Annotated in this window: 20 protein-coding genes; 13 read left to right on the top strand and 7 right to left on the bottom strand. The window is 73.7% G+C overall.

Annotated features, from left to right (window positions below):
• Positions 1–18 precede the first annotated feature (18 nt).
• Entirely contained in the window at positions 19–897 is an 879-nt protein-coding gene (locus tag J4E96_RS01255; RefSeq protein WP_227424002.1) for a Fic family protein, read from the bottom strand.
• A 76-nt stretch (positions 898–973) separates the two neighbouring features.
• Between J4E96_RS01255 and J4E96_RS01250 the strand changes: the two genes are divergently transcribed.
• Complete coding sequence (locus J4E96_RS01250) at positions 974–2,359, top strand: NAD-dependent malic enzyme (RefSeq protein WP_227424001.1); 1,386 nt, start codon at positions 974–976, stop codon at positions 2,357–2,359.
• A 111-nt stretch (positions 2,360–2,470) separates the two neighbouring features.
• Here the strand turns inward: J4E96_RS01250 and J4E96_RS01245 are convergent, their stop codons facing one another.
• Positions 2,471–3,544 carry an NADH:flavin oxidoreductase/NADH oxidase gene (locus tag J4E96_RS01245; protein WP_227424000.1) on the bottom strand — a complete coding sequence of 358 codons (1,074 nt, stop codon included), beginning with the start codon at positions 3,542–3,544 and terminating at the stop codon, positions 2,471–2,473.
• Between the two features lie 105 nt (positions 3,545–3,649).
• On the opposite strand from J4E96_RS01245, the gene J4E96_RS01240 reads away from it, so the two are divergent.
• The 7 genes from J4E96_RS01240 (at position 3,650) to J4E96_RS01210 (ending at position 12,221) form a co-directional block, all read left to right on the top strand.
• A complete protein-coding gene (locus tag J4E96_RS01240) occupies positions 3,650–4,492 on the top strand; it encodes a formate/nitrite transporter family protein (protein WP_227423999.1) in 843 nt (280 codons plus the stop codon).
• A 106-nt stretch (positions 4,493–4,598) separates the two neighbouring features.
• On the top strand, positions 4,599–5,345 hold the full coding sequence (locus J4E96_RS01235) for an energy-coupling factor ABC transporter permease (RefSeq protein WP_227423998.1): 747 nt from the start codon (positions 4,599–4,601) through the stop codon (positions 5,343–5,345).
• Positions 5,346–5,457: 112 nt separating this feature from the next.
• On the top strand, positions 5,458–7,458 hold the full coding sequence (gene acs / locus J4E96_RS01230; RefSeq protein WP_227423997.1) for an acetate--CoA ligase: 2,001 nt from the start codon (positions 5,458–5,460) through the stop codon (positions 7,456–7,458).
• A 23-nt stretch (positions 7,459–7,481) separates the two neighbouring features.
• Positions 7,482–8,426: a mycothiol synthase gene (gene mshD, locus J4E96_RS01225; RefSeq protein ID WP_227423996.1), complete on the top strand. Its 945-nt coding sequence runs from the start codon at positions 7,482–7,484 to the stop codon at positions 8,424–8,426.
• Between the two features lie 48 nt (positions 8,427–8,474).
• Positions 8,475–10,736, top strand: a complete 2,262-nt coding sequence (locus tag J4E96_RS01220; protein WP_227423995.1) for an RNA degradosome polyphosphate kinase — start codon at positions 8,475–8,477, stop codon at positions 10,734–10,736.
• Positions 10,733–11,722 carry an NUDIX hydrolase gene (locus J4E96_RS01215; RefSeq protein WP_227423994.1) on the top strand — a complete coding sequence of 330 codons (990 nt, stop codon included), beginning with the start codon at positions 10,733–10,735 and terminating at the stop codon, positions 11,720–11,722. The genes J4E96_RS01220 and J4E96_RS01215 overlap by 4 nt, the downstream gene beginning before the upstream one ends.
• A gap of 133 nt (positions 11,723–11,855) precedes the next feature.
• On the top strand, positions 11,856–12,221 hold the full coding sequence (locus J4E96_RS01210; protein WP_227423993.1) for a hypothetical protein: 366 nt from the start codon (positions 11,856–11,858) through the stop codon (positions 12,219–12,221).
• 14 nt (positions 12,222–12,235) lie between these two features.
• Here J4E96_RS01210 and J4E96_RS01205 read toward each other — a convergent pair whose 3' ends face one another.
• The 3 genes from J4E96_RS01205 to J4E96_RS01195 all read right to left on the bottom strand — a co-directional run bounded on the left by J4E96_RS01205 (position 12,236) and on the right by J4E96_RS01195 (position 14,723).
• Complete coding sequence (locus J4E96_RS01205; RefSeq protein WP_227423992.1) at positions 12,236–13,240, bottom strand: inorganic phosphate transporter; 1,005 nt, start codon at positions 13,238–13,240, stop codon at positions 12,236–12,238.
• 6 nt (positions 13,241–13,246) lie between these two features.
• Complete coding sequence (locus J4E96_RS01200) at positions 13,247–13,867, bottom strand: DUF47 domain-containing protein (protein WP_227423991.1); 621 nt, start codon at positions 13,865–13,867, stop codon at positions 13,247–13,249.
• A 256-nt stretch (positions 13,868–14,123) separates the two neighbouring features.
• Entirely contained in the window at positions 14,124–14,723 is a 600-nt protein-coding gene (locus J4E96_RS01195) for a hypothetical protein (protein ID WP_227425618.1), read from the bottom strand.
• A gap of 183 nt (positions 14,724–14,906) precedes the next feature.
• Here J4E96_RS01195 and J4E96_RS01190 point away from each other — a divergent pair, with 183 nt between their 5' ends.
• Both J4E96_RS01190 and J4E96_RS01185 read left to right on the top strand, forming a co-directional pair.
• Positions 14,907–16,517, top strand: coding sequence for an MFS transporter (locus J4E96_RS01190; RefSeq protein ID WP_227423990.1), 1,611 nt, complete (start codon positions 14,907–14,909; stop codon positions 16,515–16,517).
• Positions 16,514–16,993, top strand: coding sequence for a MarR family winged helix-turn-helix transcriptional regulator (locus J4E96_RS01185; protein ID WP_227423989.1), 480 nt, complete (start codon positions 16,514–16,516; stop codon positions 16,991–16,993). The genes J4E96_RS01190 and J4E96_RS01185 overlap by 4 nt, the downstream gene beginning before the upstream one ends.
• A gap of 32 nt (positions 16,994–17,025) precedes the next feature.
• Here the strand turns inward: J4E96_RS01185 and msrB are convergent, their stop codons facing one another.
• Together msrB and J4E96_RS01175 are read right to left on the bottom strand one after the other, a co-directional pair.
• Positions 17,026–17,439: a peptide-methionine (R)-S-oxide reductase MsrB gene (msrB, locus tag J4E96_RS01180; protein ID WP_227423988.1), complete on the bottom strand. Its 414-nt coding sequence runs from the start codon at positions 17,437–17,439 to the stop codon at positions 17,026–17,028.
• Between the two features lie 118 nt (positions 17,440–17,557).
• Positions 17,558–19,051, bottom strand: coding sequence for a DEAD/DEAH box helicase (locus J4E96_RS01175; RefSeq protein WP_227423987.1), 1,494 nt, complete (start codon positions 19,049–19,051; stop codon positions 17,558–17,560).
• Between the two features lie 279 nt (positions 19,052–19,330).
• Between J4E96_RS01175 and J4E96_RS01170 the strand changes: the two genes are divergently transcribed.
• The 3 genes from J4E96_RS01170 to J4E96_RS01160 are packed head-to-tail and all read left to right on the top strand — an operon-like array spanning position 19,331 to position 23,932.
• Positions 19,331–22,798 carry an EAL domain-containing protein gene (locus tag J4E96_RS01170; protein ID WP_227423986.1) on the top strand — a complete coding sequence of 1,156 codons (3,468 nt, stop codon included), beginning with the start codon at positions 19,331–19,333 and terminating at the stop codon, positions 22,796–22,798.
• 2 nt (positions 22,799–22,800) lie between these two features.
• Complete coding sequence (locus J4E96_RS01165) at positions 22,801–23,505, top strand: M50 family metallopeptidase (RefSeq protein ID WP_227423985.1); 705 nt, start codon at positions 22,801–22,803, stop codon at positions 23,503–23,505.
• A gap of 22 nt (positions 23,506–23,527) precedes the next feature.
• Positions 23,528–23,932 (top strand): DoxX family protein, encoded by a 405-nt coding sequence (locus tag J4E96_RS01160; RefSeq protein WP_227423984.1) that lies wholly within the window; start codon positions 23,528–23,530, stop codon positions 23,930–23,932.
• Positions 23,933–23,943: the final 11 nt, after the last annotated feature.

The following is a 23,943-nucleotide window of genomic DNA, read 5'->3' as shown; positions in this document are numbered from 1 at the left end:
GGCGCGGCAGCCCGGCCCTCAACCCGCCGCGGGCGCCTCGAGCCGGCCGGCGAGCACCGCGTCCGCGATGGCGCGGCCCTCGTCGGCGCCGAGCCGGACGGCGTCGGCGCACGCGATCAGCCACGCGGCGACCCCCGCCGGCGTCCCGGTCGCGAAGCCGGCCGCCGCGCCGAGGTAGACGTTCGCGGACCCGGACTGGTCGAGCCACGCGATGTCGGCGACGACGGCACCCGTCGGGTCGAGGCCCCGCTGCGCGACGAGCAGCCGGAACGCCGCCCGGGCCACGAGCCCGCTGCCCACGGCGAACGGACGCAGCGCGAGCAGCTCGCCGTGCACCACGGCCGCGAGCACGAGGGCCGGCGCACGCGAGGTGCGCACGAGCTCGCCGAGCAGGTCGAGCCGCGCGGCGGTCTCGGCCGCTGCAGGCGCCGGCCCGAGCCCGCCGAGGTCGCGCGGCGCGCCATCACCCCGCGGGCGCCCGGCAGCGGTCCCGCCGCCGTCGGCGATCGCGATGTCGGCAGTCGCCGCGGCGTGCAGGCGCGCGAGCAGCTGACCGAACGGCGGGCCGGCGGGGCGGTCCCGCGCACCCAGGTCCGGGAGCAACCGCTCGACCTCGGCGGCGGCGCGCAACGCCCCGAACGCGAGCCGGCCGTCGGCGCCCAGCGGCGCGGGGGCGGCGCCGCGCAGCGCGTCCCGCAGCGCGCCGACCGGCACCCGGGCCCCCTCGACCGCCGCGCTCGCGCGCGCGGAGCGGACCGTCGCCTCGGCCCGCACGGCGCGCCACCGCCGCCGGAACGCCTCGTGCCAGCGCAGCTCCTCGCACGCCACCCGGGCGCGGGCGATCGCGTCGGCGACCCCCGGCAGCTCGGCGAGGGGGGCGAGGGCGTCGTCTGTCACGCCGGCCAGCGTAGGCGGACGTCGGCGCGCGTGAGCCGGCGCCCCACGGCACGAGCCGGGATGTCACAATCGGCCGATGACCTCAGCGCCGAGCGTTTCGTCCTCGATCACCGCCCGCCTCGAGGTCGAGGCCCGGCCGACGGCGGTCAGCGAGCTCACGACGGCGATCGAGCGGTCGGGTGGCATCGTCACCGCGCTGGACGTGACCGCGTCGGGCCACGAGCGGATCACGGTCGACGTCACGTGCGCGACGCGCGGCGAGGCGCACGCGGAGGACATCACCGCCGCGCTGCGGGCGCTGCCCGGCGTCGTCGTCGGCCGGGTCAGCGACCGGACGTTCCTGCTGCACCTGGGCGGCAAGCTCTCGATCGAGTCCAAGGTGCCGCTGCGCAACCGCGACGACCTGTCGATGGTCTACACGCCGGGCGTCGCGCGCGTGTGCGAGGCGATCGCCGCCAACCCCGAGGACGCGCGCCGGCTCACGATCAAGCGCAACACGATCGCCGTCGTCACCGACGGCACCGCCGTGCTCGGCCTCGGCAACCTCGGCCCGCTCGCCGCCCTGCCTGTGATGGAGGGCAAGGCGGTGCTGTTCAAGCGGTTCGCGGGCATCGACGCGTTCCCGATCGCGCTCGACACGACCGACGTCGACCAGATCGTCGAGACGGTGTGCGCGATCGCGCCGGTGTTCGCCGGCATCAACCTCGAGGACATCTCCGCCCCCCGCTGCTTCGAGGTCGAGCGCCGACTGCGCGAGCGGCTCGACATCCCCGTCTTCCACGACGACCAGCACGGCACGGCGATCGTCGTGGTCGCTGCGCTGACGAACGCGCTGCGGGTCGTGGACAAGGCGCTGCCGGACGTGCGCATCCTGCTCTCGGGCGCCGGCGCGGCGGGCACCGCGGTGCTCAAGCTGCTGCTCGCGGCGGGGGCGCGCGACGTCGTCGTCGCCGACATCGACGGGGTGGTGCACGCCGCCCGGCCCGGGCTGGCGCCGACCCTCGTGTGGACGGCCGAGCACACCAACCCGCGCGGCCTCACCGGGACCCTGGTCGACGCGCTCGTGGGCGTGGACGTGTTCATCGGCGTCTCGGCGCCCGACGTGATCACGGGCGACGACGTCGCGACGATGGCGCCCGGGTCGATCGTCTTCGCCCTGGCCAACCCGCGGCCCGAGGTCGACCCCGACGACGCCGCGCTGCACGCCGCGGTCGTCGGCACCGGGCGGTCGGACTTCGCGAACCAGATCAACAACGTGCTCGCGTTCCCGGGCGTGTTCCGCGGGCTGCTCGACGCCCGGTCGCACCGCATCACGGAGTCGATGCTCCTGGCTGCGGCGACGGCGCTGGCCAGCGTGGTGACGGACGACGAGCTGAACGCGACCTACATCGTCCCCAGCGTCTTCCACCCGGACGTCACGAACCGCGTAGCGGCGGCAGTAGAACGCGCCGCCACCCCCTAACCCCCGCCCACCCTGCCCTCCCCCAGCCGCGTTTTCAGAGGCATCGGTCCGCCACACGCACCGATACCTCTGAAAACTCGGGAGGGGTGGGGGTGGGGGTGGGGTGGGGGGCTAGGGGGTGGGGTAGGGGGCTCGGGCGTATTGGGCGGGGAGGGGGACGGCGTCCGCTAGGGCGGCCGCCGCTCGGTGGGGCCACATCGGGTCGCGGAGGGCGGCCCGGCCGAGCAGGACGACGTCGGCCGCCGCGTCGAGCAGCACCTGCTCGGCCTGGTGCGCCGTCGTGATCAGGCCGACGGCGCCGACCGGCAGCCCCGAACCGTCCCGGACGGCGCGCGCCGCGGCCACCTGGTAGCCGGGCCCGACGGGGATCTGCGCGGGCACGTTGCCGCCGGAGGAGACGTCCACGAGGTCGACGCCGTGCGCGGCGAGCTCCTTCGCGACCTGCGTCACCTCGTCGACGGTCAGCCCGCCATCGGTCCAGTCGGTCGCGGAGAACCGCACGAGCACGGGCTTGTCGTCCGGCCAGACGGCGCGCACGGCGTCGACGACCTCGACCGTGAGCCGGGCGCGGTTCTCGAGCGAGCCGCCGTACTCGTCGGTCCGGTCGTTCGACAGCGGCGAGAGGAACTCGTGCAGCAGGTAGCCGTGCGCGGCGTGGACCTCGACGACGTCGAACCCGGCGGCGTCCGCACGGGCCGCGGCGGCGGCGAATGCGCGCGGGATCTCGGCGAGCTCCGCCGCGGTCAGCGCGACCGGCGCGGCGTACCCCGGGAAGGCGGACTCCGACGGCGCGACGGCGGTCCAGCCGCCGTCCGCCGCGGGCACCGAGCCGCGGCCCGCGCCCCACGGCCGGTACGTCGACGCCTTGCGGCCGGCGTGGGCGAGCTGCACGCCGATGGGCGTGCCCTGCTCGTGCACGAAGTCGACGATGCGGCCCCACGCGATCGCCTGCTCGTCGTTCCACAGGCCGGCGTCCTGCGGGCTGATCCGGCCCTCGGGCACGACGGCGGCGGCCTCGGTCAGCAGCAGGCCGAAGCCGCCGACGGCGCGCGCGCCCAGGTGCACGAGGTGCCAGTCGTTCGGCACGCCGTCGACGGCGGAGTACTGGCACATCGGCGCGAGCCAGACGCGGTTGGTGAAGGTGGTGCCCCGAAGCGTCAGAGGTTCGAACAGTCGGCTGGTCACCCCAGGGCAACGGGCCTACCCGGCCCGCCCATTCCCGGGCTTTGGTCCTGCGAGCCGCCGCGATCGGTACGGGACCCTGGAACAGTGCTGACAATCAGTGAAACCATGGACGAACAGGTCAAGTACGCCGCGCACAAGGTCTCGATGACGCGGCGACCGGTCGCGTACCTCGTGCAGGCCGCCCTCGCGGGCTCCTACATCGGCGTCGCCGTCGTGCTCATGGTCAGCGCCGCGGGCGGGCTGCTGCTCGACGACTCGCCGTGGACCAAGCTCGTCCAGGGCCTCGTCTTCGGCGTCGCGCTCACGCTCGTGTTCGCCGCCGGCGGCGAGCTCGCGACGTCGAACATGATGACGCTGACCCAGGGCGTGCTGCGCCGCACGATCGGTTGGCGGCCCGCGCTCGGCACGCTCGCGTTCTCCTTCGTGGGCAACCTCGTCGGGGCGGCGATCTTCGCCTCGATGGTGCACGCGTCGGGCGTGCTCGCCCCCGAGACCGCAGCCGGCAAGATGATCGCCACCATGCTCGAGGGCAAGTCCCACGAGGCCAGCAGCCAGCTGTTCTGGCGCGGCGTGCTCTGCAACATGCTCGTCTGCCTGGCGATGTGGTCCGCGATGCGACTCAAGAGCGAGGGCGCGCAGCTGTTCGTCATCTTCTGGTGCCTGCTCGCCTTCATCACGTCCGGCTTCGAGCACGTCGTCGCGAACATGACCACCTTCTCGCTCGGCGTCCTGGGCGGCCTGCCCGGCGCCTCGCTCGCGGACTTCGGCCACAACCTCCTGTTCGTCGGGCTGGGCAACCTGGTCGGCGGCGCGATCGTCGTCGGCGCCGCGTACGCCGTGATCGCCGGCCGCCCGCACGACGACGCCAGCCCGGCCGCGCACGACGTCGCGGCCGACGCCGCGCCCGCGTCCGCCGTGCACGAGCCCCTCGCGGCGACCCGGTCCTGAGCCTGCCGAGCCGCGCCACCCGTCGCCGTCGGCCGAATTGCCCTAGCGTGAGCGTGGTCCCTGCCAGTGCAGGGGCCGACGCCGCAGCACCGCGAAGGAGCACCCCATGAGCACCCCCGAGCAGCGCGACCCGCACGCCGAGGACCGGCCGGCGACGTCGCCGGGCATCCACCCCGCGAGCGCGCCGCTGCCCTCGACCCCGACGACGACGACGTCGCCCACGCCCGCGCCGGCCCCCGCGCCCTCCGCCGCCCCCACCACGGCCGATGCCGACGCCGCGCCGACTCCCCCCGCCGGGGACGAGGTCCCGCGCCGCGACCGCAACCGGACCCCGGCCACCGGCACCTTCCCGGTGCCGACCGGCCCGCCCACGACCAGCGTCGGCGGGCACCTGCTCGGCATCCTCGTCGGCCTGGCCCTGACGCTGCTGGCGATCTTCCTCGTCACGCTCGGTCAGTCTCGCATCCTGGCCGACGGCGTCGGCCGCTCCGACATCACCCCCGAGACGCTCGGCATCGTCCTCGTGACCCTGGGCGCCCTGGTCGCGGGCGGCATCATCCTGCTCGGGCTCTGGACGCCGGCGGCGCCGTTCACCGGCGGCCTGACCGCCGTGCTCGTGGGGGCCGCCTACCTGTTCGCACCCGTCGACGCGCACCGCCAGACGGTCCGTCTCCTCTCGACCGAGCAGAACAGCACCGCCGTGCTCAACTCGATCACAGCCGCCACCACGGGCGGCCTGTTCGTGCTCGGGATCCTCCTGCTCGCCGCCGCGACCGCGCTGTCGCTCGTGCGGCGCCGCGGCGTCGCACTCGGCGCGTTCCGCGAGCGCCGGAGCGCGTCGCCCGCCGAGTAGACGACCAGGTTCGCGAGTAGACCAACCAAGTTCGCTGGGGCGCACTAGAGTCCCCCCCAGCGGACCGATCCGCCCGAACCACGCATCACTGCTGCTGCGCGCCGGAGGAACTGTGACCACGGAAGAATCTCGCACCGAGAACCCCGCCCAGGCAGCGGGACTCGAGAATCTGAGCACCGAGCTGCGCCGGTTCCCACCGGACGCCGAGTTCAGCGCGCAGGCCAACGCCCATGCCGAGCTCTACCCATGGGCGTCGGCCGATCCCGAACGGTTCTGGGCCGAGCAGGCCCGGGACCTGATCACCTGGCACGAGCCCTTTACCGAGGTCCTGGACTGGTCGAACGCCCCGGTCGCGCGCTGGTTCGCCGACGGCTCGCTCAACGCCTGCTACAACGCGGTCGACCGGCACGTCGAGGCCGGCAACGGCGACCGGGTCGCGATCGCGTTCGAGGGCGAGCCGGGCGACACGCGCTCGATCACCTACGCCGACCTGCAGCGCGAGGTGTCCCGGGCCGCGAACGCCCTCGGCGCCCTGGGGATCACCACGGGCGACCGGGTCGCGGTGTACCTGCCTATGATCCCCGAGGCGGTCATCGCGCTGCTCGCGTGCGCCCGGATCGGTGCCCCGCACTCGGTGGTCTTCGGCGGATTCTCGGCCGAGGCGCTGCGCTCCCGGATCGCCGACGCCGAGGCGAAGCTCGTGATCACGGCCGACGGCGGCTACCGGCGCGGTGCGCCGGCCGCGCTCAAGCCGGCCGTCGATGAGGCGCTCGCGAAGGGCCCGACCACCGTCGAGCACGTCCTCGTCGTGCGCCGCACCGGCCAGGACGTCGCCTGGACCGACGACCGGGACGTGTGGTGGCACGACGTCGTGGACACCGCCTCCGACCAGCACACCCCCGTGTGGGTCGAGGCCGAGCACCCGCTGTTCATCCTGTACACCTCCGGCACGACGGGTAAGCCCAAGGGCATCTTCCACACCACCGGCGGGTACCTGACCCAGGTCGCGTTCACCCACCTCAACGTGTTCGACCTCAAGGCCGCGACGGACGTGTACTGGTGCACGGCCGACGTCGGCTGGGTCACCGGCCACAGCTACGTCGTCTACGGCCCGCTCGTCAACGGCGCGACCCAGGTCATCTACGAGGGCACCCCCGACACCCCTGGACGGGACCGGTGGTGGTCGATCGTCGAGAAGTACCGCGTCTCGATCCTCTACACGGCGCCGACCGCGATCCGCACCTGCATGAAATGGGGCGAGGAGTACCCCGCGGGCCACGACCTGTCGTCCCTGCGCGTGCTCGGCAGCGTCGGCGAGTCCATCAACCCCGAGGCGTGGATCTGGTACCGCCGCGTCATCGGCGCGGACCGGACGCCGATCGTCGACACCTGGTGGCAGACCGAGACGGGCGCGATCATGATCTCCCCGCTGCCGGGCGCCACGACGCTCAAGCCCGGCTCCGCCCAGGTGCCGCTGCCCGGAATCAGCGCCGACGTCGTCGACGACGAGGCGCACCCCGTGCCCGACGGCGGGGGCGGGTACCTGGTCCTCACCCGGCCCTGGCCCGCGATGCTGCGCGGCATCTGGGGCGACCCGCAGCGGTTCAAGGACACCTACTGGTCCCGGTTCCCCGGCCTGTACTTCGCGGGCGACGGCGCGAAGAAGGACGACGACGGCGACATCTGGCTGCTCGGGCGGGTCGACGACGTCATGAACGTCTCGGGCCACCGGCTGAGCACGACGGAGATCGAGTCGGCCCTCGTCTCGCACCCGTCCGTGGCCGAGGCCGCGGTCGTCGGGGCGGCGGACGAGACCACTGGGCAGATCGTGGTCGCGTTCGTCATCCTGCGCGGCGGGATCGAGCAGACGGAGCAGACCGTCGAGGAGCTCCGCGCGCACGTGGCGAAGGAGATCGGGGCGATCGCCAAGCCGCGGCGGATCCTCGTGGTCCAGGAGCTGCCCAAGACCCGCTCGGGCAAGATCATGCGGCGCCTGCTGCGCGACGTCGCCGAGCACCGCGCCGTCGGGGACGCCACGACCCTCGCGGACTCGTCGGTCATGACGCTGATCGCGGCCGGCCTCGACAAGCCGGTGGGCGCGGCCGCCGACTGAGCCGGCGTGATGGGATGGTCGCCATGACCCTGGCGCACCTGACCGTCCTGCGCGGCCCCCTCGAGGCCCCGATCGCGGCCGACGTGCGCGCGTTGGCCGGCGCCGCGGCGTCGGCCGACGGCGTCGCGCCGCTCGGCGAGCAGCCGCTGCTGGGGCTGACCGCGCCCGAGCCGACGACGGCGCACCTGCTCGCGCGGGCGGCCGGCGGCGAACTGGCCGGCTACGCGCAGGTGGCGCTCACGGCGCCCGAGGCCGCGAGCGCCGAGCTGGCGGTCGCGCCGCAGTGGCGCCGCCGCGGCGTCGGCCGGCAGCTGCTCGACGGCGCGCTCGCTGCGGCGCCCGGGCCGCTGTCCGTCTGGGCGCACGGCGACCTGCCGGCGGCCCGCGCGCTCGCGGCGGGCGCCGGGCTCGCCGTCGTCCGCGAGCTGTGGTTCATGACCGCCGACCTCCCGGCCGCGCCGCCCGCGCCCGACCCGGTCGGGCCGCCCAGCCCGCCCGACCCGGCCCGGGCCGTGGCGCTGCCGCCGGGCGTCGTCGTCCGCGCGTTCGTGCCGGGCCGCGACGAGGACGCGTGGCTGCGGGTCAATGCCCGTGCGTTCGCGAACCACCCCGAGCAGGGCCGGCTGACCCGGCGCGACCTCGACGCGCGCCAGTGCGAGCCGTGGTTCGACCCGGCGGGACTCCTGCTCGCCGAACGCGACGGGGCGTTGCTCGGCTCGATCTGGCTGAAGGTGCACCCGGGCGACGGCGCCGACGCCGCGGCCGGGGAGATCTACGCGCTCGGCGTCGATCCGGACGCGCAGGGCCTCGGCCTCGGCGGCGCGCTGACCCGGCTGGGACTGGACCAGCTCATCGGCCGCGGGCTGCGGCGGGCGATCCTGTACACCGAGGGCGACAACACGGTCGCGATCGCGGCGTATACCCGCGCCGGCTTCACGCGGGCGGGGCTCGACGTCCAGTTCGCGTAGCCAGCCCCGCGATTCCCAGTGTTCACCCAACGGTGGGACTATGTCGCCATGAGCGAACCGTCGACCGCACGCTTGCGGCCCGTGAAGTTGCGCACCCCGCCGATCTCCGCCATCGGTCCCGTCCCTCCCGTCGAGGAGCCGGCCCCCATCGCGCCCGCCGTCGCCGACGTCCTGGACGCCGCGGCGCCGCTGCCCGAGGGCAGGTTCAGCGACCGCGAGCTCAGCTGGCTGGCCTTCAACCAGCGCGTGCTCGAGCTCGCCGAGGACCCGCTCCAGCCGCTGCTCGAGCGCGTGCGGTTCCTCGCGATCTTCGCGTCCAACCTCGACGAGTTCTTCATGGTCCGGGTCGCCGGGCTCAAGCGCCGCATCGCGACGGGGCTGGCCGTGACCGCCGCGTCGGGGCTGAGCCCGAACCAGGTGCTCGAGGCCATCAGCGAGCGCACCCACGAGCTCATGGACCGGCACGCGCGGGTCTTCGCCGACCAGGTCCAGCCGGCCCTGGCGGCCGAGGGCATCACCCTCGTGCACTGGGACGAGCTGGCGCCGCCCGAGCACGAGCGGCTGCAGAAGTTCTTCCGCAAGCAGATCTTCCCGGTGCTCACGCCGCTCGCGGTCGACCCGGCGCACCCGTTCCCGTACATCTCGGGGCTCTCGCTCAACCTCGCCGTGCTGGTGCTCAACCCTGCCACGGGCAAGGAGCACTTCGCGCGCGTCAAGGTCCCGCCCCTGCTGCCCCGGTTCATCGCAGTCGACGCGAAGGGCCGGCCCAGCGCGCCGACGCCGCAGGCCGGGTCCGCGAAGAAGGGCCCGATGTCGTTCGTGCCCGTCGAGGACGTCATCGCCCAGCACCTCGACCACCTGTTCCCCGGCATGGAGGTGCTCGAGCACCACACCTTCCGCGTGACCCGCAACGAGGACGTCGAGGTCGAGGAGGACGACGCCGAGAACCTCCTGCAGGCCATGGAGAAGGAGCTGCTGCGCCGCCGGTTCGGCCCGCCGGTGCGCCTCGAGCTCGCCGAGAAGATCCAGCCGCGCATCCGCAGCCTGCTCGTGCGCGAGCTCGGGGTCTCCGAGCAGGAGGTGTACGAGCTGCCCGCGCCGCTCGACCTCACCGGGCTGAACCTCATCGCGGACCTCGACCGCGCCGACCTGAGCTACCCGAGGTTCGTCCCCACGACCCAGCGCCAGCTGGCCGAGGTCGAGAGCTCCAAGCCGACGGACATCTTCGCCGCGATCCGCGCGCGTGATGTGCTGCTGCACCACCCGTACGACTCGTTCTCGACGTCGGTGCAGACGTTCCTGGCCCAGGCCGCGGCCGACCCGAACGTGCTGGCCATCAAGCAGACGCTGTACCGGACGTCCGGCGACTCGCCGATCGTCGACTCCCTGATCGACGCCGCCGAGGCCGGCAAGCAGGTGCTGGCCCTGGTCGAGATCAAGGCGAGGTTCGACGAGCAGGCCAACATCTCGTGGGCGCGCAAGCTGGAGCAGGCGGGCGTGCACGTCGTCTACGGCATCGTCGGGCTCAAGACGCACTGCAAGCTCAGCCTCGTGGTCCGCCAGGAGGCCGACGGCCTGCGCCGCTACTGCCACGTCGGGACCGGCAACTACAACCCCAAGACGGCCCGGCACTACACCGACCTCGGGCTGCTCACGTGCGACCTCGACGTCGGCCAGGACCTGACCCGGCTGTTCAACCAGCTCAGCGGGTACGCCCCGAAGTCGCGGTTCCACCGGCTGCTCGTCGCGCCCCGCTCGGTTCGGTCCGGCCTGATCGAGCGGATCGACCGCGAGGCCGCCGCCCAGGTGGCCGGCCGCCCCGCGTGGATCAAGATCAAGGTGAACTCGGTCGTGGACGAGGCCGTCATCGACGCCCTCTACCGCGCGTCCCGGGTCGGGGTGCCGATCGACCTCGTCGTCCGCGGCATCTGCGCCGTCCGCCCCGGAGTGCCCGGCATGAGCGAGACGATCCGCGTCCGGTCCGTGCTCGGCCGGTTCCTCGAGCACTCGCGCGTGTTCGCCTTCGCCAACAGCGACGGCAACGGGCCCGAGGTGTTCATCGGCTCCGCCGACCTGATGCACCGCAACCTCGAGCGGCGCGTCGAGGCGCTCATCCGCATCGTCGACCCGGACCAGGTGACCGAGCTCGTCGAGCTCAGCGACCGGTCGATGGACGACGCGACCTCCTCGTGGCACCTCCAGTCCGACGGCACCTGGCTCCGCCACCACGTCGACGCCGACGGCGCCCCGCTGCTCGACCTGCAGGCGTGGCACATCGCGCAGCGCCGGCGCCCCGCGCGGACGCGATGAGCAGTTCGTCCTCCCGGTCGCGGCCCGTCCAGGCCGCCGGCGCGCTCGTCTGGCGGGTCGAGAACGGCTCCCTCGAGGTGCTCCTCGTGCACCGGCCCCGGTACCAGGACTGGTCCTGGCCCAAGGGCAAGCTGGACCCCGGCGAGTCCTGGCCGGCGGCCGCGGCGCGCGAGGTCGCGGAGGAGACGGGCCAGCCGATCGTGCTCGGGCTGCCGCTGACGCGGCTGCGCTACCGGCTGGCCGACGGCCGGGCCAAGCACGTGCACCTGTGGGCGGCCCGCGCCGCGACCGGCGCCGACGCGCCCGCGCTCGCCGCCAGGCTCCCGGTGACCCCCGCGACGACGGAGGAGATCGACGACCTCGCCTGGATGAGCGTCGAGAAGGCGGAGCGGAGCCTGACGCGCAGCGCCGACGCCGAGCCGCTCGCCACCCTCGTGCACTTGCACGCGAAGGGCCGGCTAGACACCTCCGTGCTCATCGTCGCGCGCCACGCGCGCGCCACGTCCCGCTCATCCTGGAAGGGCGACGAGACCGACCGGCCGCTGACGCCCGCGGGCCGGCGCCAGGCCGACGCGCTCGTGCCGGTGCTGGCCGCGTTCGGCGTGCACGAGGTCGTCACGAGCGCGTGGGAGCGGTGCGCCAGCACGATCGATCCCTACGCGCGGGCCGCGGGCCTGACCCCCGGCTACTCCGAGCTCACCGAGGCCGCGCACGAGCGCTCCCCGGGCCGGGTCGCGGCCGAGGTGCACCGCTTCCTCGAGGCCGGCCGCGACGTCGTCATGTGCACGCACCGGCCGGTGCTGCCGACCGTGCTGGACGTCCTCGGCCAGCACTCCCGCCGGCCCGTCGCGAGTGCGCTGCCCACGTCCGACCCCTACCTACGCCCGGCGGGACTCCTGGTCGCGCACGTCGGCCAGACGCCCAAGGGCGCGCGGGTGCTCGGCGTCGAGCAGCACCGCCCGGGCGCAGCGGTCGAGGCTTCCTAAGCCGGCCCACAGCGCCGCGACGCGCACCGTTCATCACATGCTGTCCAGCGGTTCGCTTCGGCGTTCACCTGCCGACGCGGGCGGCGCGTTTACTTGCGACGAAAGGCCCGTCGTTGGCGAGGGAGACGCACTGATGCGACTGTTCGTTCCCGTATTCAAGCTCGCCAGCGATCCCGACGGCGCCCTGTGGTGGCGCCTGCTCAGCCCCGCGGGGCGAGGGCTCGCCCAGGGCGCGACGCCGGCGGCCACCGAGCAGGCCGCCCGCGCGGCGATCGCCGAGCTGATCGCCACCGTCGACCTGCTGTCCGCCTCGGTGTGCCGGTCGGAGGACCTGCGCTGGCGGTGGGCGCTGACGCTCGGGCGCGAGCCGGTCGTGTGGAGCCTCGGCGCGTACGACCGGCCCGATCGCAGCGAGCAGGCGTGCCGCCGGTTCGCGCTGCTCGCGCCGCTGGCGGACGTCGAGACGGACCGCGTGCTCGTCGGTGCCGGGTTGGACTGACCGCGGGGGCCGCGTCAGCCGAGGAACGGGTGCAGCACGAGGTACATGATCGCGGCGACGAGCGCCGACATCGGGATCGTGAGGATCCAAGCGACCGCGATGGACTCCGCCACGCCCCAGCGCACCGCGGACAGCCGCTTCGTCGCGCCGACGCCCATGATCGCCGAGGTGATCGTGTGCGTCGTGGAAATCGGGGCCTGGAACACCAGCGCGGTCGTGTAGAGCACCGACGCCGCGACCGTCTCGGCGACGAAGCCGCGCACGGGGTCCAGCTCGATGATCTTGCGCCCGAGCGTGCGCATGATGCGCCAGCCGCCCGAGTAGGTGCCCAAGGAGATCGCGCCGGCCGAGGCGAGCTTGACCCAGAGCGGGATGCCGTCCTCGAGGTCGTGCATGTCGCCGGCGACCAGCGCGAGCAGGATGACGCCCATCGTCTTCTGCGCGTCCTGGAGCCCGTGCCCGAGCGCCATGGCCGCGGCCGACCCCGTCTGCGCGAGCCGGAACCGGCGGTTCGTCTTGGCCGGCGCCATGTTCCGCACGATCCACAGCACGCCGACCATGAGCAGGAACGCCAGCCCGAACCCGACGATCGGCGACAGCACCATCGGGATGACGACCTTGTCGAGGATCACCGACCAGTGCACGGTGGTCGAGGACGCCAGCCCCGCGCCCATCAGCCCGCCGATCAGCGCGTGCGTCGACGACGACGGGAGGCCGAGCCGCCAGGTGATGAGGTTCCAGGTGATCGCGCCGATGAGGCCCGCGAGCACGATCACGAGACCGTGCGTGCCCGTCTCCGGGCCGAGGTCGACGATCCCGGAGCCGATGGTCATCGCGACCTCGACCCCGAGCAGCGAGCCGATGAGGTTGAAGACCGCGGCCATGATCAGCGCGGCGCGCGGCGTCAGCGCACGGGTCGAGACCGACGTCGCGATCGCGTTGGCCGCGTCGTGGAACCCGTTCGTGTAGTCGAACCCGAGCGCGACGACGACAACGATGACGACAAGTGCAACCTCCACCGCGACTCAGGACTCCTTGACCGCGATGGTCTCCACGGTGTTGGCGACCTTCTCGAAGGCGTCCACCGAATCCTCGAGCTTCTCGACGACCTCCTTCAGCTTCATCAGCTGGATGGGGTCGGTGATCTCGTCGAACATCTGCGCGAGGAGCTTGCGGTGCGCCTTGTCCGCCTGGTTCTCGAGGCGGTTGACCTCGACCCAGTACTCGCCCAGGTCGGACATCGACCGCAGCCGCGGCATCGCGTCGGCGGTGAGCTCGGCGCAGCGCTGCAGCACCTGGATCTGCTCGGACACCCGGGCCGGCAGCTCGTCGAGCTTGTAGAGCACGATGAGGTCGCCAGCCTCCTCCATGTTGTCCATGCAGTCGTCCAGCGCGGACGCGAGGTTGTAGATGTCGTCGCGGTCGAACGGCGTGACGAACGTCTTGTTCAGCCGCCGCATGATCGTGTGCGTGGCCTCGTCGCCCACCTGCTCGGCGAGGCTCAGCTTCTTGTTGATCGCCTTGCGCGTCTGCCTGTCGGCGCCGAGCAGCTCGGCGAGCAGGTTGGCACCCATCACGAGGTTGGCCGCGGAGTCGGCGAGCAGATCGAAGAACGGGGTATCGCGCGGGGTCAGGCGCAGGCGCACTGTCAGGGCTCCGTTAGGACATGGTCCGGGCACAGGTCGAGGACGCGTCCGGGTGAACGCGCACCGGACGCAACGTCGGCGAGATGCCGGCACAGGCGGCCTGAGGTGACGCCGGACCGGGAAGCGCCTGTCGGCGCGAAGGCCGCTCGAAGCGGCGATATGTGGAGCCCGGGGCTACCGCGGCCCGACGTCGACGCTTACTGTACAGCCGCCCGCCGTGCGCCAGCAGTGACCCGAACGGGGACTCTCGCGGCCGTCAGTCGAGCCGATTGCGCCGCCAGAGGTCGGCCGCCGACTCGAGCTCCTCGGCGGTCCGCACGAGCGACGCCGCGCCCCTGGTCAGGCGCAACGCGCCGCCGGGGTCGTGCTCGTCGACGTCGTCGGCGTCGAACGCCGCCCCGGTGGCGAGCACCCGGCAGAACGCCGCGCCGCGCTCCAGCGCGACGGCAAGATCGCCCGCGAAGACGCCCGACAGGACGGCGTCGGCGACCTCGCGGACGTCGTCGGGCCCCGGCGGCATCGCCACCCCGGCGACGACGCCGGGCACCTGCGCGACGCCGGCGCCGCTGCGGTACCGCTCGGCGAGCGTCACGGGATCGCGCCGCACCCACTCCCGCAGCACGTACAGCCGCCACAGCGCGCCGGGCAGCGTCCCGGGCGGGCTGTCGGCCCACAGCGCGGCGACGACGTCGAGCCCCTCCTGCTCGACCAGCCGCACCAGCCGCTCGACGACCTCCGGGTCCTCCAGCGCGCGCGCCTGGTGCACGATCGCGCCGGCCGTGGTGTGCGCGATCTCCGCGCGCAGCGCCGGGTCGGTGTCGCCCGGCAGCTCGTCGGCCGCGCGTGGGTCGAGCATCGCCGGGCGCCGCGGTCGCCGGGGGGCACCTTCTGCACTGGTCATTCCCAAAGTGTCGCCCCGCGGGCTCGCCGTTGCCCTCTATTCGGTCCTGCGCGCGCGCCGCATGCGACGTCCGTCACTTCTGTTGCCCGAGGCAACAGTTCTGCGTATAGTTGCCTGCAGCAACTACTAGGAGACACCATGCCCGCCGCGGACCCCGCCCTCACGTCCAGCCCCGTCCCTGCCCCCGCGCGAGCGGTGATGACCCACCGCGAGGTGCTCGAGTCGCTGTCCGGCATCCTGCTCGGGATGTTCGTGGCCATCCTCGCCACGAGCGTCATCTCGTCCTCGCTGCCGCGCATCATCACCGACCTGGAAGGGACGCAGTCCTCCTTCACCTGGGTCGTGACCGCGACGCTGCTCACGACCACGATCTCGACGCCCATCTGGGGCAAGCTCGCCGACCTCGTCGATCGCAAGCTGCTGATCCAGATCGCGCTCGTGATCACGGTGGCGTCGTCGGCCGCGGCCGGCCTGTCCGGCTCGATCGGCATGCTCATCGGCATGCGCGCGTTCCAGGGCATCGGCGCGGGCGGTCTGACGGCGCTCGGCACCGTGCTGATCGCCGACATCATCTCCCCGCGCGAGCGCGGCCGGTACATGGGCCTGCTCGGCGCCGTGACGGGCCTCGGCATGATCGGCGGACCGCTCCTGGGCGGCGTCATCACCGACGGCCCCGGCTGGCGCTGGAACTTCTTCGTCGGCCTCCCGGTCGCCATCGCCGCGATCATCGTGCTGCAGCGCACGCTGCACCTGCCGCCGCGGGTGCGCCGCGTGGTGCGCCTCGACTACGCCGGGGCCACCCTCCTGTCCGTCGGCATCGCCGGCCTGCTGCTGTGGGTGACGTTCGCCGGGGACAGGTACGACTGGATCTCGGGCGCGAGCGCGGCCGCGCTGCTCGGCTCGCTCGCCGTGCTGGCGATCGCGGTGTGGGTCGAGTCCCGCGCCGCCGAGCCGATCATCCCCCTGCGCCTGTTCCGCAACCGGACCCTCGTGCTCGCCGTGGTCGCGAGCGTCGCCGTCGGCGTCGCCCTGTTCGGCACCTCGGTGTTCCTCAGCCAGTACATGCAGGTGGCGCGCGGCAAGTCGCCCACGCAGTCGGGCCTGCTCACCATCCCGATGATGATCGGGATGCTCATCTCGTCCACGATCAGCGGGCGCATCATCAGCAGCACGGGCCGGTACAAGCGCTTCATGATCGCGGGCGCCGTCACGATGACCGGCGGCCTCGCCCTGATGGGCACCATCCGGTACGACACCTCGCTGCTGCTCGTCGGCCTGTACATGTTCCTGCTCGGCGCGGGCGTCGGGATGCTCATGCAGAACCTGGTGCTCGCGACCCAGAACACCCTCGAGGTCTCCGACCTCGGCAGCGGCACCGCGACCGTCGCGTTCTTCCGGACCCTCGGCGGCGCCGTCGGGGTCTCGGCCCTCGGCGCCGTGCTCGGGGCGCGGATCACCTCGCTGATGCTCGCCGGGCTCGCCCGGATCGGGATCGATCCCGCCGCCCTCGGGGCCGGCACGAGCACGATCCCCGACGTCGCCCTGCTGCCGGCGCCCGTCCGGGTCGTGGTCGAGTCGGCGTACGGCGAGGCGATTGCCGACCTGTTCCTCATCGCCGTCCCGCTCGGGCTCGTCGCGCTGCTCGCCGTGGTGTTCCTGCGGGAGGTGCCGCTCGGCACGCGCTCCGGCCTCGACCAGCGCCGCGAGCAGCTCGCCGCCGAGGACGCACCCGTCCTGGTGAGCGCATGACCGACACCGGCGCGGATCCCGTCCCGCAGGTCGAGCGCGAGCTGGGCCTGCTCATGCGCCGCGCGCGGTCGGCCTCGGCCGCGATGTCGCAGCAGCTGCACCCGGACCTCGAGTCGAGCGCGTACCTGCTGCTCACGTACGTGGGGCGGCAGCCCGGGGTCCGCAGCAGCGACCTCGCGGCGCACATCGGGGTCGGCCGCGCGACGATCTCCCGGCAGGTGCACAAGCTCGAGGAGCTCGGCCTGCTGCGGCGCCGGCCCGACCCGCAGGACGCCCGGGGCCAGCTGCTCGAGCTCACCGATGAGGGCGCGCACGTGGTCACGACCACCCAGGACTCCCGGCGGCGGTGGCTGCGCAGCGCCCTGACGTCGTGGTCGACCGAGGACGTCACCACCCTCGCAGCGTCGCTGGCGCACCTGAACGAGACCATCGAGGAGGCCGCGGCGGCGGCCCGGGCACGCTGCGCCGACGACTGACAGCCACCGTCAGCGCGGCGCCACGCCTCGGCTCAGGACGCGGGCGCCGCGTCCGGCTCGAAGGTGAGCGAGACCGAGTTCATGCAGAACCGGTCGCCGGTCGGGGTCTGCGGGGCGTCGTCGAAGACGTGCCCGAGGTGCGAGCCGCAGCTCGCGCACCGCACCTCCGTGCGCTTCATGCCGAGCGTCCGGTCCTCGATGAGGACGACGGCCTCACCCGCGAGCGGCGAGTAGAAGCTCGGCCACCCGCAGTGCGAGTCGAACTTGGTGTCCGAGCGGAACAGCTCGGCGCTGCACGCGCGACAGCGGTAGATGCCGGTGCGCTTCTCGTCGAGCAGCGCACCCGTCCACGGCCGCTCGGTGCCTGCCAGTCGCAGCACGGCGAACTCCTGCGGGTCGAGCTCGACCCTCCACTCGTCCTCGGTGCGCTCGACGGCGTAGGCCATGACTCCTCCTCGGTGCAGATCCTCGGCACAAGCCGGAGGGCCGGTGCTCTCCCGGCTCTCGCCTGAGACAACACCGGCCCCGCCGGATCGGTTCCCCCGAGGGGAGATCAGTCGGTCGTCAGCGCGCGCGGCGCCGGCCGGCGTCCGAGTTCTGCGACATCGCGGCGGCGCCGCTGCGGCCGCCGGTCGTGGAGGAGTACATGACGTTCGAGCCGCCCTGGGCCGGCCGGCTGGAGCCGGAGGCCGAGCGCCCGGCGCCCGCGCCGCGCCCGGCGCCGGCGGACCGACCCTGGCCGGCGCCCGCACCCGAGCCCGTGGCGGGTCCGCCGCGGCGGCCGCGACCGGCGCCCGCGCCACGGCGCGAACGGCCCTGGCCGCCGGCGTCGCCGCCGGAGCGCGGGGCGCCCTGGTGCGGGACGGACACGGGCGGCGCCGTCGGCATGACGATCGCGGCGACGTCCCCGACGATCGCGGCGATGACCGGCGAGCCGGGGCCGACGCGCTGCGGCGTGACGTTGATGTGCGCCTGGCGCGTGAGGGTCTTCACGTCGCCGGCCTGCTCCGGGAGCATGACGGTGACGACGACGCCCTCGTGCCCGGCGCGGGCGGTGCGCCCGGAGCGGTGCAGGTAGGCCTTGTGCTCGGCCGGCGGGTCGACGTGCACGACGAGCTCGATGTCGTGCACGTCGATGCCGCGCGCGGCGATGTCGGTCGCGCACATGACGCGCACGTCCCCGGCGGCGAAGGCCGCGAGGTTGCGCTCACGCGCGGGCTGGCTCAGGTTCCCGTGCAGATCGACCGCGGGGATCCCGGCGGCGGTGAGCTGCTTGGCGAGCTTCTTCGCCTGGTGCTTGGTGCGGGTGAAGAGCAGGCGGCGGCCCGTGCCGGACGCGAGCTCGTTGACGACGAGCCGCTTGGACTCGGTGTCGTGCACCGCGAGCACGTGGTGCGTCATCTTCTCGACCGGCGAGTCCGCCGAGTCGACCGAGTGGTGCAGCGGGTTCGTCAGGTAGCGCTTGACGATCGCGTCGACGCCGTTGTCCAGCGTCGCGGAGAACAGGAGCCGCTGGCCGACCTTGGGGGTCTGGTCCATGAGGCGCTTGACGCCGGGCAGGAAGCCGAGGTCGGCCATGTGGTCGGCCTCGTCGAGCACGGTGATCTCGACGCCCGCGAGCGAGACGAGGCGCTGCTTGATGAGGTCCTCGAGGCGGCCGGGGCACGCCACCAGGATGTCGATGCCGCCGTTGAGCGCGCTGACCTGGCGCCCCTGGGACACCCCGCCGAAGACGGTGGTCACGCTCAGGCGCTGCGTGCGCGCGAGGGGCTCGATGACCTCGGCGATCTGGTTCGCGAGCTCGCGAGTCGGCGCCAGCACGAGGGCGCGGGGGCGGGCCGGGCGACGCTGGCCGGTCGAGGCGGCGAGCCGCGCGACCATCGGCAGCGAGAACGCGAGCGTCTTGCCCGAGCCGGTGCGGCCCCGGCCGAGGACGTCGCGGCCCTTCATCGTGTCGGGCAGGGTGGCCGTCTGGATCGGGAACGGCGAGGTGATGCCGCTCTCGCTGAGGGAGCGGACCATGGTCTCGGGCACACCGAGATCAGTAAACGTAGGCATGTGAAAGTCGCCTTTCCGGCGCTGGAATAGTCTGGGCTCGCCGCGTGAACTCGCAGGTGCTCCACGACGTCGGGGCTCGCAGAAAGCGGCCCTCGTTGCACCAGGGTAACCTGCCCGGCTCCGTTCGCCCTGATTGTGGGCCGGTGACGGTCCTCACAGCGGCGCGCAGCACGGTCCGGCCGAGCCCTCAACTTTCGTCGCGGGGCGTCGATATTACTGTTGCGCAATCCAACGGTGAGGCGCTCGGACCGCCCCGACCAGTGGACGGAAGGTGGTGTCGTGACCAAGCCCCTGTCCGTGCTCGTGCTGACCCCGAGCATCGGCGGTCACTACTTCGGCGAGTTCCTCACCGGGCTCCGCCGGGAGGTCACAGCCGCGGGCGGGCGTCTCGTCGTCGTCCAGACGCTCGAGCCGGGCACCCACAGCGACGAGGTCGGCACGCCGGGCAGCTTCGCGATCCCGGTCGGGTGGGCGCACGTCGACGGCGCGGTGTCCATCACGAGCGCCGTCCGGGGCTCCTACCTGCGGGCGCTGCGCGACGGCGGCACCCCCGTGGTGCTGGTGAGCACCCGGCTGCCGGACTTCGAGGCGCCCCTGGCGATCCCGGACAACGAGCTCGGCACGAACGCGGCCGTCGAGCACCTCATCGGGCACGGGCACACCCGCATCGGCTTCGTCGGCAACCTCGCCCAGCACGACGTCCGACGCCGCCTCGCGGCCTACCGGCGCACGCTCGCCGAGCACGGCCTCGCCGTCGACCCGGACCTGCTGTTCGGCGCGCCCGACAACGCCCAGACCGGCGGCGCGCGCGCCGCCCGCGACGTGCTCGCCGCCTCCCCCCGGCCGACCGCGCTGATGGTCGCGACCGATCGCAACGCCGTCGGCCTCATGCGGGCGCTCACCGAGGCGGGGCTGCGCATGCCCGAGGATCTCGCCGTCGTGGGCTTCGACAACACCGAGGCCGCCGTGTTCTCCGCGCCGACGCTCTCGAGCGTCGACCAGCGGTTCGACGAGGTCGGGGCGTTGGCCGGCCGGCTGGTGCTCGCCCAGATCCGCGGCGAGGACGTACCGAACACGACGCACTCGCCGACGGCCGTCTCCCTCGCGCTGCGCGAGTCCTGCGGCTGCGCGGGCGACTCGCTCACGACCCGGTTCACCGAGGCGGGTCGGGCCACCGAGGGGCCGCAGGCCCCGCCCCTGCTCGACCAGCTCCACGAGGCGCTCGCGAACGCCCTCAGCGCACCCGCGCGGCTCGGCGGCACGTCCGACGCGACCGAGAGCGCGATCCGCGCCGTCGTGCGCTCGACCGAGCTCGCCGTCGCGGCCCGCGACGCCGCGACCGGCGAGCAGATCCGGTCGCTGACGGCGTCGCTGCGCCGGCTCGCGCCGCGGCCGGACGTGCTGCGCCAGGTGACCGGCGCCGTGATCGCGTACCTGCAGCGCAGCCCGTCGGAACGGGACGGCACCGACGCCGGCGCGACCACCGACACCGGCGCCGCGCGCCTCGAGGCCGAGCTCTGGCAGCTGCAGGCCGGCGCCTTCCTGCGCCAGGCGGAGCACGGCGAGACCGCGATCGAGGAGCAGTACGTCGTCGACGCCGGGCTGCTCGACGCCGCGCGCGCCAACCCGCGCCACCTCGGCTGGCTCGAGGGCACGCACGTGCGCGCCGGCGTGCTCGCGCTGTGGGACGAGGACTCCCCCGCGTCGGGCGTGCTGCGCGTCGTCGGCCGGTACGACCCCGCAGGGAACCAGCCCGACCTGGTCGGGACCACGATGACGGTCCAGGATTTCCCGCCCGCGGCCCTCGTCGACGCCGCGGCGGCCGCCTCCGAGCACAGCCTCTGCATCGTGCTGCCGGTGCACACGCGCGAGCACGAGTGGGGCATGCTGTGCGTCGTCGGCGAGATCGACACGACGTCGGCGCGCGAGACCTACTACCACTGGGCGGCCCTGCTGTGCGGCGCGCTCGAGGCCGAGCACCTGCAGGCCGCCGTGCGCGTGAGCGAGAAGAGGTACGCCCTCGTGGCGCGGGCGACGAACGACGGCCTGTGGGAGTGGGAGCTGGGCACCCGCAGCCTCTACGTGTCCGACCGCTGCGTGCTGCTCGTGGGCTTCGAGCCCGGCCTGCCGCACACCGACCTGGACGAGTGGCGCGCCCGCGTCCACCCCGACGACTGCGCCGAGCTCGGCGAGCACATCGGCGCCGTGGTCCGCGGCGAGCAGGAGACGACCGAGTCCGAGTTCCGGTTCGAGTTCCCGGACGGCTCCTACCACTGGATGCTCTGCCGCGCCCTCGGCGTACGCGCCGCTGACGACGGGCCCGCCACCGACGTGACCGGCCGGGCGCCGGAGTCGCCCACCGACGGTCCGGTCCGGCGACTGGTCGGCTCGCTCGCCGACATCGACGAGCGACGCTCGCTCGAGGACCAGCTGCGCGAGAGCGCGCTGCACGATGCCCTGACCACGCTGCCCAACCGGCGGCTGTTCCTGGAACGGCTCGAGCACGCGCTCGACATGTGGCGGCGCTCCCAGACGCCGTTCGCGGTCCTGTTCCTGGATCTCGACGGGTTCAAGCTCGTCAACGACTCGCTCGGGCACCAGATCGGCGACCGGCTGCTGCACGAGGTCGGCGCCCGGATCAAGGAGCAGCTGCGCACGGTGGACACGGGCTCGCGGTTCGGCGGGGACGAGTTCGCGATCCTGCTGCACGACGTCCAGGGCGCCGATGTGCTCACCGTCGCGCGCCGCGTGCAGGCGGGCCTCGCGCGCGTCATCGACCTGGACGGGCACGAGCTCGCCGTCCAGGCGAGCCTCGGCGTCGCCACGAGCGCGATCGGCTACGCGAGCGCCGAGGCGATCCTGCGCGACGCCGACACCGCGATGTACCACGCCAAGGCGACCGAGCGCGGGTCGATCGCCTTCTTCGACGCCGAGATGAACGCGCAGGCGGTGCACCAGCTGAGCCTGCAGGCCGAGATCCGGCGGGCCTACGGCGCCGGCCAGTTCGAGGTGCACTACCAGCCGATCGTCGACCTCGTCTCCGGCCGCACCGAGTGGTTCGAGGCCCTGGTCCGGTGGCGGCACCCCGAGCGCGGGTTGCTGCTGCCCGCCGATTTCCTCCCGCTCGTGGAAGACATGGGGCTGAGCGTCCAGCTCGGCTACCAGATCGTCGACGCCGTCTGCGACCAGCTCGCGGAGTGGGGCACGGGCGTGGCCGGCGTGGCGGTGAACCTCTCGACGCGCGAGTTCTGGCACGAGCCGCTGCTGACCGAGCTGCTCGAACGCCTCACGCGGCACGGCCTGGACCCCGGCCGGCTCACGCTCCAGGTGACCGAAGGCGTGCTCATGGACCGCCCGGAGGCGGCGCTGCGGCACATGCGCGCCCTGCACGATGCCGGGCTGCGCCTCGCGATCGACAACTTCGGCACCGGCCACTCCTCGCTCGAGACGCTGCACCGGTTCCCCGTCGACTCGTTCACGATCGATCGCTCGTGGATCCACGGCCTGGGCGCCAGCGCGACGGACCGCACCGAGAACCTGGTCCGCGCGACGGTCGCGATCGGCACGGCGCTCGGCCTGAACGTCGTCGCGTCGGGGATCGAGACGGCTGAGCAGCTCGCGGTGCTCCAGGAGCTCGGGTGCGCCGCGGGGCAGGGCTTCTGGTTCGCGCCGGCGGTCCCACCCGACCGGGCGCTGTCCTACTACGGGCGCAGCCCCCGTACCGTGGCGGGCATGGAGCACAGGTAGACGTGGAGCTGTTGACCGAGATCTGGCGACGGGCCACCGGGACCCAGCCCGCGCCGTCGTCGACGGTGGTGCTCGCCACGGCGGTCGTCGCGGCGCTCGTCGTCGCCCTCCCCCAGCTGTGGCCGCTCGCGCGGCACGCGATCACCCTCGTGCACGAGGGGTCGCACGCGACCGTCGCCGTGCTCACGGGCCGGCGCCTCGCCGGGATCCGGCTGCACTCGGACACCTCCGGGCTGACCGTGTCCGTCGGCCGTCCCCGCGGGCCGGGCATGGTCGCGACGGCCGCGGCCGGGTACATCGGGCCCGGCGTCCTCGGGCTCGCCGCGGCGTGGCTCACCTCGCGCGGGCACGCCGTCGGGGTGCTGTGGATCCTGCTGCTGCTGGTCGCGCTCATGCTGGTGCAGATCCGGAACTGGTTCGGCCTGTGGTCGGTGCTCGTCACCGGCGCCGCGCTCGTCGCGGTCACGTGGTGGGGCTCGGCGCAGGTCCAGGCCGCGAGCGCGTACGCGATCACGTGGTTCCTGCTGCTCGGCGCGCCGCGGCCGGTGCTCGAGCTGCTCGGCCGCCGCAGCCCCGGCTCGGACCCCGCACTGCTGGCCCGGCTCACGCACGTGCCGACGATGGTGTGGATCCTGCTGCTCGGCGCGATCACGGTCGCGACCGCCGTCGTCGGCGGCTCCCTGCTGATCGCAGCCCCGCTGCCCTGACCCGCGCCGGTAGCGTGAGGTGATGGCCGACGACGACGCAGCACCCGCCCGCACGCTCGTCACCGCCGCGGGGCTCGCCGCGCTGCTCGCCGCCGCCGGAGCCGCGCACTTCGTGCGGCCCAGACCGTTCGAGTCGCTGATCCCGCGCGCGCTGGGCAACCCTCGGGCCTGGGTGCTCGCGAGCGGCGCCGCCGAGCTCGCGTGCGCGGTGGCGGTGGCGGTGCCCCGCACGCGCCGCGTCGGCGGCCTCGCGAGCGCCGCGCTGTTCGTCGCCGTCTTCCCGGGCAACGTCACGATGGCGCTGGCCGCCCACCCGGGCGGCCGGTCGTGGGCGTCGAGCCCCGCGATCGCGTGGGGACGCCTGCCGCTGCAGGTGCCCCTGGTCGCGTGGGCGCTGGCCGTGGCGCGGGCGGCCGACCGGGGGTAGCCCGCTGTAGC

The organism is Pengzhenrongella sicca, from assembly GCF_017569225.1.
In the GTDB taxonomy this organism is placed as follows: Bacteria; Actinomycetota; Actinomycetes; order Actinomycetales; family Cellulomonadaceae; genus Pengzhenrongella; species Pengzhenrongella sicca.
The sequence above is the reverse complement of the archived record's forward strand: the minus strand, read 5'-3'. Positions and strand labels throughout refer to the sequence as shown.

Excerpts from the sequence above, each read along its gene's own strand:
- J4E96_RS01250 (WP_227424001.1), top strand. The coding sequence starts at position 974 with ATGACCTCAGCGCCGAGCGTTTCGTCCTCGATCACCGCCCGCCTCGAG.
- J4E96_RS01240 (WP_227423999.1), top strand. The coding sequence starts at position 3,650 with ATGGACGAACAGGTCAAGTACGCCGCGCACAAGGTCTCGATGACGCGG.
- J4E96_RS01235 (WP_227423998.1), top strand. The coding sequence starts at position 4,599 with ATGAGCACCCCCGAGCAGCGCGACCCGCACGCCGAGGACCGGCCGGCG.
- mshD (WP_227423996.1), top strand. The coding sequence starts at position 7,482 with ATGACCCTGGCGCACCTGACCGTCCTGCGCGGCCCCCTCGAGGCCCCG.
- J4E96_RS01220 (WP_227423995.1), top strand. The coding sequence starts at position 8,475 with ATGAGCGAACCGTCGACCGCACGCTTGCGGCCCGTGAAGTTGCGCACC.
- J4E96_RS01215 (WP_227423994.1), top strand. The coding sequence starts at position 10,733 with ATGAGCAGTTCGTCCTCCCGGTCGCGGCCCGTCCAGGCCGCCGGCGCG.
- J4E96_RS01210 (WP_227423993.1), top strand. The coding sequence starts at position 11,856 with ATGCGACTGTTCGTTCCCGTATTCAAGCTCGCCAGCGATCCCGACGGC.
- J4E96_RS01195 (WP_227425618.1), bottom strand. The coding sequence starts at position 14,723 with ATGCTCGACCCACGCGCGGCCGACGAGCTGCCGGGCGACACCGACCCG.
- J4E96_RS01190 (WP_227423990.1), top strand. The coding sequence starts at position 14,907 with ATGCCCGCCGCGGACCCCGCCCTCACGTCCAGCCCCGTCCCTGCCCCC.
- J4E96_RS01185 (WP_227423989.1), top strand. The coding sequence starts at position 16,514 with ATGACCGACACCGGCGCGGATCCCGTCCCGCAGGTCGAGCGCGAGCTG.
- msrB (WP_227423988.1), bottom strand. The coding sequence starts at position 17,439 with ATGGCCTACGCCGTCGAGCGCACCGAGGACGAGTGGAGGGTCGAGCTC.
- J4E96_RS01175 (WP_227423987.1), bottom strand. The coding sequence starts at position 19,051 with ATGCCTACGTTTACTGATCTCGGTGTGCCCGAGACCATGGTCCGCTCC.
- J4E96_RS01160 (WP_227423984.1), top strand. The coding sequence starts at position 23,528 with ATGGCCGACGACGACGCAGCACCCGCCCGCACGCTCGTCACCGCCGCG.